Consider the following 15,696-nt stretch of genomic DNA (forward strand, 5'->3'; position numbering starts at 1 on the left):
GCGAACCGCGCGAAGTCCCTCGCCGCCCCGATCGCCGCCTCCAACTGCTCGCCCCCCACATTGTCGAAGTACACGTCGATCCCCTCCGGAGCCACCTTCGCCAGCTGCCCAGCCACCGGCCCCTCCCGGTAGTCGAAGGCGGCGTCGAAGCCCAGATCGCGGGTGACGTGGCGGACCTTCTCCGCCGATCCCGCGCTGCCCACCACCCGCGCGGCGCCCTTGAGCCGCGCCAGCTGCCCGGCAACGCTGCCCACCGCGCCGGCCGCGCCGGAGACGAAGACGGTGTCGCCCTCCCGCAGTCCCGCCTTGTGCAGCAGGCCGACGTAGGCGGTGAACCCCGTCGTGCCGAGCACGCCGAGGTAGGCGGTGGCTGGAATGGTGTCGGTGACGTTGACCGGGCGCACCCGGGCCGCCTCCACGACGGCGCGGTCCCGCCAGCCGGCGTTGTGCACGACGACCGTGCCCTCGGGGAACGACTCGTCGCGGGACGCCTCCACGACGCCGACCGCCGCCCCCTCCATGGGCGCGTCCAGCTCGTAGGGGTCGGTGTAGGTGCGGATCCCGCTCATCTTGCCGCGCATGTAGGGGTCGACGGAGACCGCGGTGTTGCGCACGAGCAGCTGGCCGTCCCGCGGGTCCGGCAGCAGCCGCTCGACCAGGGTGAAGTCGCTCGGTCTCGGCTCGCCCTCGGGCCGTGCGACCAGGTGCACCTCCCGGCTGGTGACTGGCATGGTGTCCTCCGCCCTCCCTGTCGTGGATCCCCGGACCGGTGGGCCGCATCCGGTTCCGTCCATGGTCCTCACGTGGGCGTGCCCGCTCCGGTCCCGCTCACACCACGCCCGTCGCGCCACGCTCCTGGGACGCGAACTGGGTCCGGTACAGGTGGGCGTACAGCCCGCCGGCGGCGAGCAGCTCCTCGTGGCGGCCCCGCTCGACGATCCGGCCGCCGTCCAGCACGAGGATGCGGTCGGCCTCCCGCACGGTGGACAGCCGGTGCGCGATGACGAGGGAGGTGCGGCCGCGCAGCGCCGCCGCCAGGGCCTCCTGGACGGCCGCCTCGGAGCCGGAGTCCAGGTGGGCGGTCGCCTCGTCCAGCACCACCACCGCCGGTGCCTTCAGCAGCAGCCGCGCGATGGCCAGCCGCTGCCGCTCGCCGCCGGAGAGCCGGTACCCGCGGTCGCCCACCACGGTGTCCAGCCCGTCCGGCAGTTCCGAGAGCAGGTGCTCCAGGCGCGCGGCGCGCAGCGCATCCAGCAGTTCGCCGTCGCCGGCACCGGGCCGGGCGTAGCGGAGGTTCGCCGCGACGGTGTCGTGGAACAGGTGGGCGTCCTGGGTGACCACGCCGACCGTGTCGCGCAGCGAGGCGGCGGTGGCCGCACGCAGGTCCACACCGCCGATGCGCACCGCCCCCTCCACGGGGTCGTACAGGCGCGTCACCAGGTGCGTGAGGGTGGTCTTGCCGGCGCCGGACGGACCGACCAGCGCGACCATCTCGCCGGGCTCGGCGCGCAGCGAGACCCCCTCCAGCACCCACGCGCCGGCCGCCGCGCCGCCGTCCCCGGCCAGCACCGCGGCCGTGGACTCCAGCGAGGCCGGTGCGACCTCGGAGGGACGCGGGTAGCGGAACGACACGTCGTCGAGCTCCACGCCGACCGGCCCCGCGGGCAGCGGCCGGGCGTCCGGCCGCTCGGTGACGGCCGGCTCCAGGTCGAGTACCTCGAAGACGCGGTCGAAGCTGACCAGCGCGGTCATCACGTCCACGTGCACGTTGGACAGCGCGGTCAGCGGGCCGTACAGCCGGGTGAGCAGTGTGGCCAGCGCCACGAGGGTGCCGAGCTCCAGCCCCTCGCCGATGGCCAGCCACCCGCCCACCCCGTACACGAGCGCGGTGGCCAGCGCCGCCACCAGGGTGAGGCCGGTGAAGAAGACCCGGCTGTACATCGCGGAGGTGACGCCGATGTCGCGCACCCGCGCCGCGCGGGCGGCGAACTCCGCCGCCTCTTCCTCCGGCCGGCCGTACAACTTGACGAGCATGGCGCCGCCGACCCCGAAGCGCTCGGTCATCAGCGAGCTCATCTCGGCGTCCAGGCTCATGCGCTCACGGGTGATGCCGGCGAGCCGTCGGCCGAACGCCTTGGCCGGCAGGATGAACAGCGGGAGCAGCGCCAGCACGAGCAGGGTGATCTGCCAGGACAGCGCGAGCATGGCGGCGAGGACCAGGACCAGGCTGACGGCGTTGGACACCAGCGAGGACAGCGTGGTGGTCAGCGCTCGCTGCGCGCCGATGACGTCGGTGTTGAGCCTGCTGACCAGCGCCCCGGTCTGCGTGCGGGTGAAGAACGCCATCGACATCCGCTGCACGTGCCGGAACACCCGGGTCCGCAGGTCGTAGATCAGCCCCTCGCCGATGCGCGCCGAGTACCACCGCTGGACCAGGGTGAGCACCGCCTCCACCAGCGCCAGCCCGGCGAGGGCGGCGGCCAGCCAGGCCACGCGCCCGACCTCGCCCGGGACGACCCCCTCGTCGATGACGGCCTTCATGAGCAGCGGGGTCGCCACCACGATGCCGCCGCCCAGCGCGGTCAGGGCGAGGAACACCACGAGCCGCCGGAGGTGGGGGCGCGCGTGTGCGGCGATCCGCCGCAGGGTGCCGGGGCGCAGCCGCTGGGCGGTGACCCCCCGGTCCCGGGAGAAGCTCCGGAAGGTGGTCCACGTGGCGTTGGGGCCCTGCATGCGCGCGTTCCTTCGTCCCTGTGCGGCCGCGGCCGGCCGCGGTGCTCGGTCCACACCGGTCATACCAGGGCGTGTTACCGGCGTTTCACCGGCCCCGGCCTGGGAAGGGGCAGCCGAGGAGGTGACCCGATGAACTCAGCCGACGAACACCCCGTCCTCGGTGACCAGCCCGAGGGCGGCACGCTCGCCGAACGGACCTCCCACCGCGGCCGGTGGACCTCGTGGGTGGGGGTGGTGGTGATGATCGCCGGCTTCACGGCGGCTGGCCTGGGTCTGACGCTCGGTCCGTCGTGGGCCCTCGTCGTGGGCGGGTCGGTCGCGTTCCTCGCCGGCGGTGCCGCGGCGCTCGCGCTCGGCATCCTGCGCGATGTCGTCCTCGACGAGCCCCGCACCGAGCGCGAGGAGCCGCACACCACACCACTGCACCGGGAACCCGCCACCGACCCGGTGCGGACGCGGCCCCAGCCGCCGCGCTAGCGCGCGGCCGTCCGTCAGACGCCGACGGCCGGCCCCCTCCAGGGGGCCGGCCGTCGGTCATGTGCGGGTGTCAGGCGCGCGAGGTGCCCGGACTGTGCCGCTCGCCGTTGCGCTGGAACGGCTTGCGGCCGCCGCGGCGGTCCTCTCCGCGCCACGGCCGGTCCTCGCGCCGCCGCTCATCGCCGCGCGAGACCGGGCGGTCCTCACGGCGGGGGCGGTCGTCGGCGCGCCAGCCCGGGCGGTCGTCGCGGCGCGGCCGGTCGTCCCGGAACGGCCGGTGCTCTCCGTCGAACCGGCGCCCCTCGCCGCCCCGGCCGCGGGGGTCGCCGCCCCGGCCGCGGTCGTCGAAGTCCCGGCGGTCGCCGCGCGGGCGGCCGTAGCCGTTGCGCCGCTGGCGCGGACCGCCGCGGCCCCGGCGGGGACGCTCCGGCTCCGGCGGCTCGATCCACGGCTCCCAGGAGGGTTCGCGGGCCCCGGTGACCTCGGTGAGCAGGTCGTCACCGGGGTTGATCAGGTGCTGCTTGGCGTCGACCCCGGCGTCGCTGAGCAGCCGCCGGGCCTGGCGGCGCTGGTTGGGCGCCACGATCGAGACCACGCGGCCGGACTCCCCGGCGCGCGCGGTGCGCCCGCCGCGGTGCAGGTAGTCCTTGTGGCCGGTGGGCAGGTCGACGTTGACGACGAGGTCGATGCCGTCCACGTGGATGCCGCGCGCGGCGACGTCCGTGGCGACCAGCGCCTGGATCCGCCCCTCGCGGAACTTGGCGAGCGTCTTGGTGCGGACGCTCTGCGTCTTGCCGCCGTGCAGCGAGGCGGCCGGGACGCCGGCGTTCACGAGCTGCTCGCTGATGCTGTCGGCGCGGTGCTTGCTGCGCACGAACAGGATGGTGCGGCCGTCGCGCGCGGCGATGTGGGTGACGATCCGGTTCTTGTCGCGGGGCAGCACCTTGAGCAGGTGGTGCTCCATGGTGGTGACCTGGGAGACCGGCGGGTCGACGGAGTGCGTCTCGGGGTCGGTCATGTAGCGGCGGACCAGGGTGTCGACGTCGCCGTCGAGGGTGGCGGAGAACAGCAGGGTCTGCCCGCCCTCGCGCACCTGGTCCAGCAGCTCGCTGACCTGCGGCATGAAGCCCATGTCGCACATCTGGTCGGCCTCGTCCAGCACCGAGACGATGACGTCGCCCAGCTCGCACGCGCCCTGCTCGATGAGGTCGCTGAGCCGGCCGGGGGTGGCGACGAGCACGTCGACGCCGCGGCGCAGCTCGTTGATCTGGCGGGTGTAGGAGCTGCCTCCCACGACGTCGCCGACCCGGACGCCCAGCGTGTGGGCGTAGGGCTCCAGGGCGTCGCGCACCTGGTGAGCGAGCTCGCGGGTCGGCACGAGCACCAGGCCGCGGGGGCGGCGCGCCGAGGCGCGGCGCTCGCCGGCCCGCACGAGCAGCGGCAGGCCGAAGGCCAGGGTCTTGCCGGAGCCGGTGCGGCCGCAGCCGAGCACGTCGCGGCCGGAGAGGGCGTCGGGGATGGTGGCGGCCTGGATGGGGAACGGGGTGGTGACACCGTTCTGCGCCAGTTTGTCGACGATCTTCGCGGGGAGCCCGAGATCATCAAAAGGTGGACATGCGACAGCGCCGGTAGTGTCCGTCAAGTGACGTAAACCTTCCTCAGTCGATCGGCAGCGTTTCGAGGAAGGCTCCGGGGCCACAGGGGAACCACGAAGAAATCACACAAACGCGCCGGGTAAACGCGACACGGGAGTCTGCAGAGACCGTCCCCGTCGCCAGGCGGCCCGGCGCGCCGGATGCGCGCAGCACGAATTGACCGCCTTCAGCATCGTACTAGACAACCCGTCATAACCGGTAAGCGACACTGGATGTTCCGCCCTCCGGGGCGGATCCGGCGCGCCGCCGGCCGGCGCGGCGCTCCCGGGGGACGCGGCCGGACCGGCGGCGGGCCGACGGTCAGGACCTGCCGGCCTCGGTCCCGGTCGCGGCGGCGAGCGAGACGAGCAGGTCGGTCTGCGCGGCGCGTTCGGCCCGCGCCTGGTCCGCGAGGGAGCTGCCCGGTGCCCGGGTCAGCAGCGCCTTGGTGGCGGTGGCGGCCGCGGCGGGGGTGGCGAGCAGCGCGGCGACGAGGTCCTCGACGGCTGTCTCCAGTTCGGCGCCGGGGACCACCAGCTCGGCGAGCCGCAGCTCGCGCGCCTCCTCCGCGCCGACCGTGCGGGCCGTCAGGCACAGCTCGATCGCGCGGTTGACCCCGACCAGGTCCACCAGCGGCTTGGTCCCGGTGAGGTCCGGAACCAGGCCGAGGGCCGGTTCCTTCATGCACAGCCGCGCGTCGTCGGAGAGGACGCGGACGTCGCAGGCGAGCGCCAGTTGCAGGCCGGCCCCGATGGCGTGCCCGCGCACGGCGGCGACGGACACGATGCCGGGTCGGCGCAACCAGAGGAACCCCGCCTGGTAGCCCGCGATGACGGCCTCCACGGCCGCCCGGTCCTCGGGCCGCTCCCGGATCGTGCGGAGCAGGGAGGGTTCGCCGTCCACGTCGTCGGGACCGAACATCGCGAGATCGATCCCGGCGGAGAACGACGGCCCCGCACCGGTAATCACAACAATACGGACAGATGGCGGCAAGCTATGGCCAATGTGGGCCAGCATGGTCCACGTCCGTCCAGTCATGGCGTTGCGCCGCTCAGGACGCGCCAGCGTGATGGTCGCGACCGGGCCGTCGATCTCCAGCCGCAGTCCCGCCGCCGCCAGCTCCTCCGTCGTGGGGGTCGGCGCCTCCGCCATGCCTGCCTCCGCTCACCCGTCCGCCTCGCCGGCTCCTCCGGATTCCCCGCCGAGTCCCCGTGCTCCCGAGGGGCGCGGGCCGCCGCCGCTGACGCGGGGCGGAAGGGGACACCGGCCGGTCACCGGCCGGATCGGGGGTGCTCGCATGCGCCCGTCGGTCAGTTCTGTGTCCGGCGCGTGGCCCCGCCGCGGCCACGCAGACTCACCCCCGCCTCAGTGAGCAGACGATGCACGAACCCGTAGGACCGGCCGGTCGAGGCGGCCAGCGACCGGATGCTCTCGCCGTCGTCGTAGCGCTTCTTCAGTTCGGTAGCGAGCTGCGAACGCTCGGTTCCTGTCACGCGGGTGCCCTTTCTCAGGGTCTCGGCCACGAGTACCTCCTGTGCTCTTGGCGACCGAAGCGACATTGCTGCCAATGATCAGCCATGGCGCGGCGGCTGGCTACCCACTGAGACCGGAAAGCCGGCGTGTCGCGGGTTTCGGGCACCTCCAATACCCGTCCGAAACCAGGAGGATGTCAACCGATCCCCCCCATCGCGCGTCGTCTTCGCCGAAGTGCCGAATCGGCAGGTCAGGCGAGCGCGATGAGGTCGGCGAACTCCGTGTTCCAGATGTCTTCCACCCCATCCGGCAGCAGAATGACCCGTTCTGGCTGCAGTGCCTCGACCGCACCCTCGTCGTGGGTGACCAGCACGATGGCCCCCTTGTAGTTACGCAGCGCGCTGAGGATCTCCTCGCGGCTGGCCGGATCGAGGTTGTTCGTCGGCTCGTCGAGCAGCAGTACGTTCGCGCTGGAGACCACCAGCGTGGCCAGCGCCAGCCGGGTCTTCTCCCCGCCCGACAGCACCCCCGCGGGCTTGTCGACGTCGTCCCCCGTGAACAGGAAGGAGCCGAGTGTGCGCCGCGCCTCCACCTCGGGCAGGTCCGGGGCGGCCGACATCATGTTCTCCAGCACCGAGCGCTCCACGTCCAGCGTCTCGTGCTCCTGCGCGTAGTAGCCGAGCCGGAGTCCGTGCCCCGGCACCACCTCGCCCGTGTCCGGCTCCTCCACCCCGGCCAGGATCCGCAGCAGCGTCGTCTTGCCCGCGCCGTTGAGGCCGAGGATGACCACGCGGCTGCCCCGGTCGATGGCGAGGTCCACGCCGGCGAACACCTCCAGCGACCCGTAGGACTTGGAGAGCCCGGAGGCCATCAGCGGGGTGCGGCCGCTGGGCGCGGGGTCGGGGAAGCGCAGCTTGGCCACCCGGTCGCTCTGGCGCAGGCCCGACACCGAGCCGAGGATGCGCTCCGCGCGCTGCTCCATCTGCTGGGCCGCCTTGGCCTTGGTCGCCTTCGCGCGGAACCGGTCCGCCTGCTTCTGCAGCGCCGACGCCTGCTTCTCCGCGTTGGCCTGCTCGCGCCGGCGGCGGCGCTCGTCGGCCTCGCGCTGGGCGAGGTAGGCGCGCCATCCCATGTTGTACACGTCGATGACGGAGCGGTTGGCGTCGAGGTAGAACACCTTGTTGACCGCGTGCTCCATGAGTTCGACGTCGTGGCTGATGACGATCAGCCCGCCCTGGTGCGACTTCAGGAAGTCGCGCAGCCAGGCGATCGAGTCGCCGTCGAGGTGGTTCGTCGGCTCGTCCAGCAGCAGGGTGTCGGCGCCGCTGAACAGGATGCGCGCGAGCTCCACCCGGCGGCGCTGGCCGCCCGACAGGGTGTGCAGCGGCTGGCCCAGCACCCGGTTGGGCAGCCCCAGGCTGGTGGCGATCGACGCGGCCTCGGACTCGGCGGCGTACCCGCCGAGCACGTGCAGCCGATCCTCCATCCGGCTGTAGGCCCGCACGCCCTGGTCGCGGATGCGCGGGTTGTCGCTCGTCATCTTCTGCTCGGCGGCGCGCATCTTGCGCAGCACCTCGTCGATGCCGCGGGCCGAGAGCACGCGGTCGCGGGCGATGACGTCGAGGTCGCCGGTGCGCGGATCCTGGGGGAGGTAGCCGATGGTGCCGCCGTTGGTCACCGTACCGGCGGCCGGCAGCCCCTCCCCCGCGAGCACCTTGGTGAGCGTGGTCTTGCCGGCGCCGTTGCGGCCGACCAGCCCGATGCGGTCGCCCGCGGCGACGCGCAGGGTGGTGGGTTGCAGCAGCTGCCGCGCGCCCACGCGGATCTCGAGTTCGGAGGCGATGAGCATGAAGGGAGAACTTTCTCGCGAGAGCGTGTGCGGGAGGGGACGGTCGGATGCCGGGGTCGCGGCCCGGCCGGCGCGGGGCACAGCGGAGGCCCGGCGGCGCGGCGCGGATCAGTCCGGAGTCACACGCACGCCGTCCAGCCTAACCGCTGCCGCCGCGGTGCGCGCCTGGTTATCCGCTCCCCCGGCACCGCCGTGGCCGGCGGGGCAAACGGCGGCGGGCCGCCGGAGACGCCCGGCGGCCCGCCACGCGCGGGGCCTCGGGGCCGGCCGGGGTGCTGGGCGGCGCCGCCCCCACGGCGGGCGCCGCTCCGCCGGGAGCCGGACCGGCGGCCCCGCGCTCGGCAGGCGTGCCGCCGGCCGCGGCTGCCCCGGACGCCGCCACCTCCTCCTTCTTCGTCTTCTTCGCCGCCTCGCCCGGCTTCCCCTCGCCCTCGACCGCGGTGAAGGGCCGGTTGCGCAGCAGCGCGGCGAGCACCGCCGCGATCGGAGTGGCGAGGAAGGTACCGATGATGCCTCCGACGATGGAGCCGATCGCGATGGCCAGCAGCACCACCGCGGACGGCAGGTCCAGCGCCTTGCCGTACACCCGCGGGGCGAAGAGGTGGCTCTCCAGCTGCTGCACCAGCACCACGGCCCCGAGCACGACCAGCGCGATGACCCACCCCTCGGCCACGAACGCCACGAGGGTGGACAGCAGGCCGGACAGGAAGGCCCCGACCACCGGGAGGAAGGCGCCGACGAAGGTCAGCACGATCAGCGGGATCGCGAGGTTGGTGTCCAGCACGATGAGCAGCACGATGCCGATGAAGACGGCGTCGAACAGCCCGACGAGGGCCACCCCGCGCACGTAGCGGCCCATCACGTCGTAGGTGACGTGGGACGCCGCCTTCAGCGCCCGGCGGGTGCCACGCGGGAAGAGCTCGACCACCCACTGCACGAGCTGGTCGCCGGAGTGCACGAAGTAGACCGTCAGCACCAGTGTCAGCACGATCGCGACGAGCACCTCGCCGACCACCAGCGCCCCGGCCCAGGCTCCGCTGACGAGCTGGCTGCTGTTGTTCTGGATCTCACTCCACGCCTGGTCGACGAGCTGGTTCAGCGTCGGGGTGTCCAGCCCGAGCGCCGCGGCCACGCCCTCCAGCTGGGTCAGCGCCTGCGAGACGCTGTCCACGAGGTCGGCGAAGCCGGCGATGGCCGGCTGCACGACGAGTGTGATGACGCCGCCGAGCACGACCAGCCCGCCCAGGACGGTGATGGTGGTGGAGGAGCCCCGGCTGAGCCCGCGGCGCCGCAGCCAGTTCGCGGGCGGCATCAGCAGGGCGGTGATGAAGACCGCGAAGATCACCGGGATGACCACGACCCCGATGTAGGCCGCGCCCCACAGCAGCAGCGCCAGGACCACGCCGACCACGAGGATCCGCCAGGCGGCGTCGCTCAGCCTGTGCAGCAGGTCGTCCTGCTGCGGCTCCGGAGGCGGCGGGGCCGCGGCGGCCGGCGGGGTCGGTGGTGCCATCTTCCGTCTCCTCACGAACGACCATTCGCTCGGTCGGGTCACTCGCATGCCGGGTCTCATTCCCCCACTGCCTTTCGGATGCCGCCCATTCTCCGCTACTCCGACCGTAGCGGCGCGCCCCGCCGTGTCACGCACCCGCGCCGGGCGGCCCGGGCCGGCAGCCGCACGGTCCCGCCCGCCCGCGCCGCCTGGCGGGCCGCCCGGTGGTCAGATCTGCCAGGGCTCCCGGCGGGTCTCGCTGGAGACGATCTCATTGCCGAAGGGGGCGAGGGCCACCGGGATCATCTTCAGCGACGCCCACGCCATGGGGATGCCGACGATGGTGACGGCCAGGCCGAGCGCGGTGGCGATGTGGCCGATCGCCAGCCACCACCCCGCGACGATGATCCAGATGACGTTGCCCACCGTGCTCGCGGCACCGGCGTCCGACCGGCGCACCAGCTCGCGGCCGAACGGCCAGAACGCGTAGTTGGCCATCCGGAACGACGCGACCCCGAACGGGATCGTGACGATCAGGACGCAGCAGATGAGACCGGCGACGGCGTAGCCCACGGCCAGCCAGAACCCGGCCACGAAGAGCCAGATGATGTTCAGAATCAGGCGCAGCAGTCCCACTGTCGTCCGTACTCCCTCTGTGTTTCGCGCCGCTGGCGCGGTCGCTGTGGTAGCGGTCGTGTCCGTCCTCTCCGCCGGCCCGCGCGCGGCGGAGCCGGCGGCGTACCCGCTCAGACGTCGCGGCCCGCGGGCGAGTTCCGGGGCGGCACCCGTATTCCTCCCCTAGGGGACCGGCCGTACACGGGCGGCGGCCGCGGAGCTGGCGACCGCTCCGTCCAGGTGTGGGGACCGCCCGGACGGGGCAGGCCCACGTCCGCGGTGGCGACCGGTGTCGCGGGGCGCCGCCGTCCGCCGCGCGCCGGGACCGGGGGACCGTGCCGCGAAGTTAGGCTGGGCCCCAGGGAACCGAGCAGCGCCACGCCGGCGGGAGGACATCGTGCGCATCACCAAACAGGGGCACTCGTGCGTGCGGCTGGAGCACGGCGGTGCGGTCCTCGTCATCGACCCCGGCGGGTTCAGCGAGCCCGACGCCGCCGTGGGCGCCGACGCCGTCGCCATCACCCACGAGCACGTGGACCACCTCGCGCCGGACCGGCTGCGGGCCGCGGCCGACGCCAACCCGGGACTGCGGATCTACGCCCACGCGAGCGTCGCGGCCCAGCTCGGCGAGCTGCGCGACCGCGGGGTGGCGGTCGTGCCGGTCGCGCACGGCGACGCGCTGGAGGTCGCGGGGTTCGAGGTGCACGTGTACGGCGAGCGGCACGCGGTGATCCACCCCGACATCCCGGTCATCCCCAACGTCGGCTTCCGGGTCCGGGCGGGCGGCGCCGCGGTGTTCCATCCCGGCGACGCGCTCACGGTCCCGCAGGACGCGGTGGACACGCTGTTCCTGCCGGTGAACGCGCCCTGGTCGAAGGTGAGCGAAGTGATCGACTACGCCCGCGCGGTCGGCGCGCCCCGGGCGGTGCCCGTCCACGACGGCCTGCTGAACAGCACCGGGCTCTCGGTCTACCGGCGGATGGCCGCGCTGGGCCTGCCCGAGGGCGGGTTCGTGCCGCTCGCGCCCGGCGAGTCGCTGGAGCCGGCGGGGCCGGGTGGCGGCGCGGCCGGGTAGCGGCGGCCCTCATACACCCGGCGCGTGGGCGGGGCAAGTCGACACCCCCGCCCCGGCGCCCCGAAACAGCGGTTCCGGTCCGGGCACATCGCCGCAGCGGCCGCGCGAGCGGGAGTCCCCGCAGCCGGTGCGCGGCCGGGGGGTGTGACCCGCGCATCAGGTTTCCGCCCTGGCCGGGAGCCGAAAACCGGCATACGATGTGCCATATCCGGCGTAACCGTCGGACCTCCGATTCCACCGAAAACCCGGACAGACGATCCGAGAACGGGCTGCAGAGCCGGAATTTCAGTAACGGTTGAGCGAGTAATTTCCCCACCCCCCGTGCGCGATCGGGAGTGGGGATGGCATGATTACTTACCGGCCGCCAGGGAGAGCGTCACCGCCTCCGCGGCCTATCGCGTGAGCGCCCGCCGGCTTCGGCGGATCTGCGCCGCCGTGGTCTCAACCACACCGGGGAACACCGAAGCACCGCGTGGCGTTGGCGTCATGCGGGGTAGCTCACGCTGCACGACCTTGTTTGTTACTCGGCTTCGAACAGCTTACTAGCGATTTCAGTAGAGGTGGTTCAACCATGTCTCAGGTACGTCGGCAGGCCGCGCTGCGCCCCCGCCCGAGCTGGGGGTGGCAGGATGCCGCCGCGTGCCGGGGCGAGGACCTTGTGCTGTTCTTCGGCCCGGATGGCGAGCGCCAGCCGGAGCGGGAGATTCGCGAGCGCAAGGCCAAGGAGATCTGCGCTCAGTGCCCTGTCCGTACCGAATGTCTCGACTACGCGATCTCGCGTCCCGAGAAGTACGGCACGTGGGGTGGCTTGAACGAGGACGAGCGCGCGTCCGAGCGGCGTCGCCGCATGCGTCGCGCCAACGCAGCCTGATCCGACACCCGCCCCGGGCAGAACCGCGGCGTTCACGTAATCCGTGACGACCTTCCTCACAGCGGCCCTCTCGTCCGCTTCCCGCGGCGCCGCCGACGGCCCCACCCGGCCGACGGCGGCGCCGCGGTTCTGTCTGCGGTTCTGTCTGCCCCGCGCGTCGCGGTCCCTCCGGTGCCGATGACGGCCGGGCGCCTCCGGCACGTCCGCCGCGGCCCGGAGCACGGCTCACAGGTGCCGGCCGAACCACTCGGCCGCGGCGGTGCCCGCCTCCCGCCACTCGCCCGGACGTCCGAGCAGGCGTTCGGTGCCCGGGACCGCGCGGATCTCGTGCGGCGCGCCGATCCGGCCGAGCGCCCACTCCGCCAGCTCCCGCAGGAACGACTCCCCGCTCTCGAGCAGCACCAGCGTCGGGGCGCGCACTCCGGGCAGCGCCGTGCCGGCGAGGTCGATGCGGCCGCCGTACGTCACGACCGCCGCGATGTCCTCCGCCCGGTTCGCGGCGGCGACCAGGGCCGCCGCGGATCCCGCGTCGGCGCCGAACAGCCCGACCGGCCGGCTCGCGGGCGCCGCCGCCCGGCGCAGCCAGCGCACCGCGGCCTCCAGCCGCTCGGCCAGCAGGGCGGTCCGCGGGCCCTCGCCGGCCGGTTCCTCCTCGAGGCGCGCCTCCTCCTCGGTGACGAGGTCGAGCAGCAGCGTCGCGTGCCCGGCCTGCCGGACGGCCGCGGCGACCGCGCGCAGCCGCGGGCTGGCCCGCTCGCGCCCCAGGGCGAACACCACCGCGCCCCGCGCGGTGGACGGCATGACCAGGTCGCCGTCGAGGTGGACGTCGCGCGCCCGCACCCGCACCGCGCGCTCCGACTCGGTCCCGGGGCCGAGGTCGCGCAGTTCGGAGAGGACGGCGCTGACCTGCTCGTCGGCGGGCCGGCCGAAGTCGCGGTACCACTCCCGCACCGCCCGGAAGTTCTCCGGGACGGTCAGCACGACGAGGTGGTCGGCCTCCGAGCGCAGCCCCTCCACCGCGGCCGGCGACGCGACCGGGACCGCCAGGACGAGGCGCGCCGGCTTCTGGCGGCGCGCCATGCGCAGAGCCGCCCGGGCGGTGCCGCCGGTGGCGGCGCCGTCGTCCACCACGATGACGTCGCGCCCGGTGAGCCGCGGCGCCGGGCCGCCCGCGCGGTAGACCTCCAGCCGGCGGGCGAGTTCGGCCTGCTCGGCCGCCACCGTGGCGGCGAACCGCTCGCGGGGGACGCCCAGCCGGGCGAGGATCGCGTCATCGAAGCAGACCCGGCCGTCTTCCGCGATGGCGCCGACGCCGAGTTCGGGGTGCCCCGGCAGGCCGATCTCGCGCACCACCAGCACGTCCAGCGGCAGCCGGAGCCGGCGGGCGAGCTCCGCCCCGACCGCGATGCCGCCGTGCGGGAGCGCCACCACGATCGGGTCGGTGACGGCGAGCGCCCGCACCCGGTCGGCGAGGCGTCGCCCGGCCTCGGCTCGGTCGGCGAAGGGAAGCGAAACGGGTACCGGATTCACGGCGTCCTACGGCACTCTGGGCGCGGGGCCTCGGTGAGCGGGATGCCCACCGGCATACCCGCCGGCGGGAACCTCCCAACCCCGGCAATCCGCAAAAGTCCCGCCACGAACCGGCATCTCCCCCGTGGGAGGGGTCAGCCGTCCGCCGTGCGGAAGTCGTGCTCCAGCGCCGCCATGAGCAGGGCGTCGTGCCGGCGGCCCTCCCAGAGCAGCGCGTCGCGCAGCCGCCCCTCCACGGTGAACCCGCAGGCGCGGTAGGTGGCGATCGCGCGCATGTTGAACGCGAACACCTCCAGCCAGACCCGGTGCAGCCGGATCCGCTCGAAGGCGTAGCGCAGCATCAGGCGGGTGGCCTCCTTGCCGAGCCCCTGGCCGGTGAACTCGATGCCGGAGAGCGAGATGCGGTAGGCGGCGCTCTCGTTGGCGGCGTCGACCTCCATGAGCGAGAGCTCGCCGACGAAGCGGTTCCCGGGCCGGTCCACGATCGCGAGGTCCACCCGGTCGGGCTGCCGGGCGCGCTCCCGGCACCACTGCCGCACCTCCTCCCGGCTCCACCGGCGGTGCGTTCCGGTGAGCCGGCGGATCTCGTCGTTGCGCGTCGCCTCGAAGAGGGCCTCGGCGTGCTCCTCGGTCAGCGGCACGAGTCGGACGCGCTCACCGCTCAGCGTCGGCTTGTCGCGCAAGGCGGTCGGGTCGATCATCGGTGGGGGCTCCGGTCGTCATGCGATGGTCGAGCGGGACGCGGTCGTGCGGGGCGGGGAGCGGGGCGGCAGGGGGTGGTACGCGGACGGCTCCGCAGGATCATAAGTAGGTCCGGCCGTGTGCGCGCAACCCCCGTGCACGCGTCGGAGCGGACCGGAACGGCCGATCCCGCGCGGCGCGGTTCCGCGGCGGCGCCGGGCGGCCGCACCCCCACCTTGGGAGCGCTCCCGAAGCGCGGAGGCGGTCCGCCCCGGCCGGATCCGACCGGGACGCGCCGCCGCGCGTCAGGCGCAGGTGTCGAGCATGCCGGCCAGGGCGTCGCGGTCCTCGGCGGCGAGCGGGAGTCCGTAGCGGTGCGTCACGTCGATGTAGGACAGGGCGTAGGAGCAGCGGTAGCCGGCGTAGGGCTGCCACTCCGCCGGACCGGAGTCGCTCTTCTCGCCGTTGGCCGGCCCGTCGGCCGCCAGCAGGTTGCCGAAGTCGTTGGCGAACTCCACCCGCCGGTCCCGGTCCCACTCGTCGGCGCCCATCCGCCAGGCCAGCGAGAGCGGCACCACGTGGTCGATCTGCACCGCCTGCGGGTCGTCGGAGGAGAACTCGATGCGCTCACCGGTGTAGGGGTCGTCCAGCACCCCGGCGACCACCCGGCAGTCGCTCTCCACGACGGCGTCGTCGAGGTCCCGGGCGAGCACGTCGTGCCGGGTCGGGCAGCCGTTGCCGTCGGTGTCCACCCACCCGCTGCCGAACTCGTCGCGCTCGTAGTCGCCGCGCGGCCGGGGCTCGGCGACCTCGATCCCGGCCAGCACCTCGCGTGCCTCGCGGACGTCGGCCGGCGGTGCCGGTGCCTGCGAGGGGGCGGCCGTGCCGCCGGCCTGCGGACCATCGCCGGTCAGCTCGCGCAGGCCGGCGAAGAAGTCGCGGCCGGTGAGGGCGGATATGAGCGCCGCCAGCGCGATGACGGCGACGACGGAGGCGAACACCCCGGCCAGACGTCCCCGGTCGGACTGTCTGGCGGCGGGACGGGACGAGCGTGGCATCTGTTCTCACCTGGCCGGCGCGGGATCGGGGGAACGGAGGGTGGGGGGACGCGCCGGACCCTACGAGGATGCCGGACCGCGTCGGAAAGCGCCTACTGGCCGGCCGGTGCTTCTGCTCTCACTCCCCCGTCCGCGGGGTCGCCGGACCGCCCCCGTCGGGCGGCGCGTCCGTGGCGGCCCCCTGGGCCGGATCGCCGCCGCCCGACGG

Annotated in this window: 14 protein-coding genes; 3 read left to right on the forward strand and 11 right to left on the reverse strand. The window is 74.0% G+C overall.

The features are described 5' to 3' along the window. On the reverse strand, positions 1-731 hold a 731-nt coding region (locus tag DEF28_RS23975), incomplete at its 3' end, for an NADP-dependent oxidoreductase (protein WP_147280252.1). A gap of 97 nt (positions 732-828) precedes the next feature. Beyond that, complete coding sequence (locus tag DEF28_RS23980) at positions 829-2,733, reverse strand: ABC transporter ATP-binding protein (protein WP_114400376.1); 1,905 nt, start codon at positions 2,731-2,733, stop codon at positions 829-831. Between the two features lie 129 nt (positions 2,734-2,862). On the opposite strand from DEF28_RS23980, the gene DEF28_RS23985 reads away from it, so the two are divergent. Further along, complete coding sequence (locus DEF28_RS23985; RefSeq protein WP_114400377.1) at positions 2,863-3,210, forward strand: hypothetical protein; 348 nt, start codon at positions 2,863-2,865, stop codon at positions 3,208-3,210. A 70-nt stretch (positions 3,211-3,280) separates the two neighbouring features. Here DEF28_RS23985 and DEF28_RS23990 read toward each other — a convergent pair whose 3' ends face one another. The 6 genes from DEF28_RS23990 to DEF28_RS24015 form a co-directional block, all read right to left on the reverse strand. Next, the gene (locus tag DEF28_RS23990) at positions 3,281-4,852 is read right to left on the reverse strand and encodes a DEAD/DEAH box helicase (protein WP_114400378.1); all 1,572 of its coding nucleotides are present in this window, start codon (positions 4,850-4,852) and stop codon (positions 3,281-3,283) included. 313 nt (positions 4,853-5,165) lie between these two features. Further along, positions 5,166-5,996 carry an enoyl-CoA hydratase/isomerase family protein gene (locus DEF28_RS23995; protein WP_114400379.1) on the reverse strand — a complete coding sequence of 277 codons (831 nt, stop codon included), beginning with the start codon at positions 5,994-5,996 and terminating at the stop codon, positions 5,166-5,168. A 158-nt stretch (positions 5,997-6,154) separates the two neighbouring features. Further along, entirely contained in the window at positions 6,155-6,367 is a 213-nt protein-coding gene (locus DEF28_RS24000; protein ID WP_114400380.1) for a helix-turn-helix domain-containing protein, read from the reverse strand. A gap of 200 nt (positions 6,368-6,567) precedes the next feature. Continuing rightward, positions 6,568-8,166 carry an ABC-F family ATP-binding cassette domain-containing protein gene (locus DEF28_RS24005; RefSeq protein ID WP_114400381.1) on the reverse strand — a complete coding sequence of 533 codons (1,599 nt, stop codon included), beginning with the start codon at positions 8,164-8,166 and terminating at the stop codon, positions 6,568-6,570. Between the two features lie 169 nt (positions 8,167-8,335). Next, entirely contained in the window at positions 8,336-9,679 is a 1,344-nt protein-coding gene (locus DEF28_RS24010; protein WP_233515508.1) for an AI-2E family transporter, read from the reverse strand. 207 nt (positions 9,680-9,886) lie between these two features. Beyond that, positions 9,887-10,294: a YccF domain-containing protein gene (locus DEF28_RS24015; protein WP_114400383.1), complete on the reverse strand. Its 408-nt coding sequence runs from the start codon at positions 10,292-10,294 to the stop codon at positions 9,887-9,889. A gap of 376 nt (positions 10,295-10,670) precedes the next feature. Between DEF28_RS24015 and DEF28_RS24020 the strand changes: the two genes are divergently transcribed. Then, a complete protein-coding gene (locus DEF28_RS24020) occupies positions 10,671-11,348 on the forward strand; it encodes an MBL fold metallo-hydrolase (protein WP_114400384.1) in 678 nt (225 codons plus the stop codon). 571 nt (positions 11,349-11,919) lie between these two features. Beyond that, positions 11,920-12,219 (forward strand): WhiB family transcriptional regulator, encoded by a 300-nt coding sequence (locus DEF28_RS24025; RefSeq protein ID WP_258862676.1) that lies wholly within the window; start codon positions 11,920-11,922, stop codon positions 12,217-12,219. 225 nt (positions 12,220-12,444) lie between these two features. Here the strand turns inward: DEF28_RS24025 and DEF28_RS24030 are convergent, their stop codons facing one another. The 3 genes from DEF28_RS24030 to DEF28_RS24040 form a co-directional block, all read right to left on the reverse strand. Then, on the reverse strand, positions 12,445-13,749 hold the full coding sequence (locus DEF28_RS24030; RefSeq protein WP_114400385.1) for a phosphoribosyltransferase family protein: 1,305 nt from the start codon (positions 13,747-13,749) through the stop codon (positions 12,445-12,447). Between the two features lie 134 nt (positions 13,750-13,883). Further along, entirely contained in the window at positions 13,884-14,450 is a 567-nt protein-coding gene (locus DEF28_RS24035) for a GNAT family N-acetyltransferase (protein WP_114400386.1), read from the reverse strand. Positions 14,451-14,735: 285 nt separating this feature from the next. Next, the gene (locus DEF28_RS24040) at positions 14,736-15,488 is read right to left on the reverse strand and encodes an HNH endonuclease family protein (protein WP_114400387.1); all 753 of its coding nucleotides are present in this window, start codon (positions 15,486-15,488) and stop codon (positions 14,736-14,738) included. Between the last annotated feature and the right edge of the window lie 208 nt (positions 15,489-15,696).

The organism is Marinitenerispora sediminis, assembly GCF_003336425.1.
GTDB lineage: Bacteria > Actinomycetota > Actinomycetes > Streptosporangiales > Streptosporangiaceae > Marinitenerispora > Marinitenerispora sediminis.

What these genes read in the sequence shown, in the direction of transcription:
- DEF28_RS23980 (WP_114400376.1), bottom strand. Translation starts at nt 2,733, where the DNA reads ATGCAGGGCCCCAACGCCACGTGGACCACCTTCCGGAGCTTCTCCCGG.
- DEF28_RS23985 (WP_114400377.1), top strand. Translation starts at nt 2,863, where the DNA reads ATGAACTCAGCCGACGAACACCCCGTCCTCGGTGACCAGCCCGAGGGC.
- DEF28_RS23995 (WP_114400379.1), bottom strand. Translation starts at nt 5,996, where the DNA reads ATGGCGGAGGCGCCGACCCCCACGACGGAGGAGCTGGCGGCGGCGGGA.
- DEF28_RS24005 (WP_114400381.1), bottom strand. Translation starts at nt 8,166, where the DNA reads ATGCTCATCGCCTCCGAACTCGAGATCCGCGTGGGCGCGCGGCAGCTG.
- DEF28_RS24010 (WP_233515508.1), bottom strand. Translation starts at nt 9,679, where the DNA reads ATGGCACCACCGACCCCGCCGGCCGCCGCGGCCCCGCCGCCTCCGGAG.
- DEF28_RS24025 (WP_258862676.1), top strand. Translation starts at nt 11,920, where the DNA reads ATGTCTCAGGTACGTCGGCAGGCCGCGCTGCGCCCCCGCCCGAGCTGG.
- DEF28_RS24035 (WP_114400386.1), bottom strand. Translation starts at nt 14,450, where the DNA reads ATGATCGACCCGACCGCCTTGCGCGACAAGCCGACGCTGAGCGGTGAG.
- DEF28_RS24040 (WP_114400387.1), bottom strand. Translation starts at nt 15,488, where the DNA reads ATGCCACGCTCGTCCCGTCCCGCCGCCAGACAGTCCGACCGGGGACGT.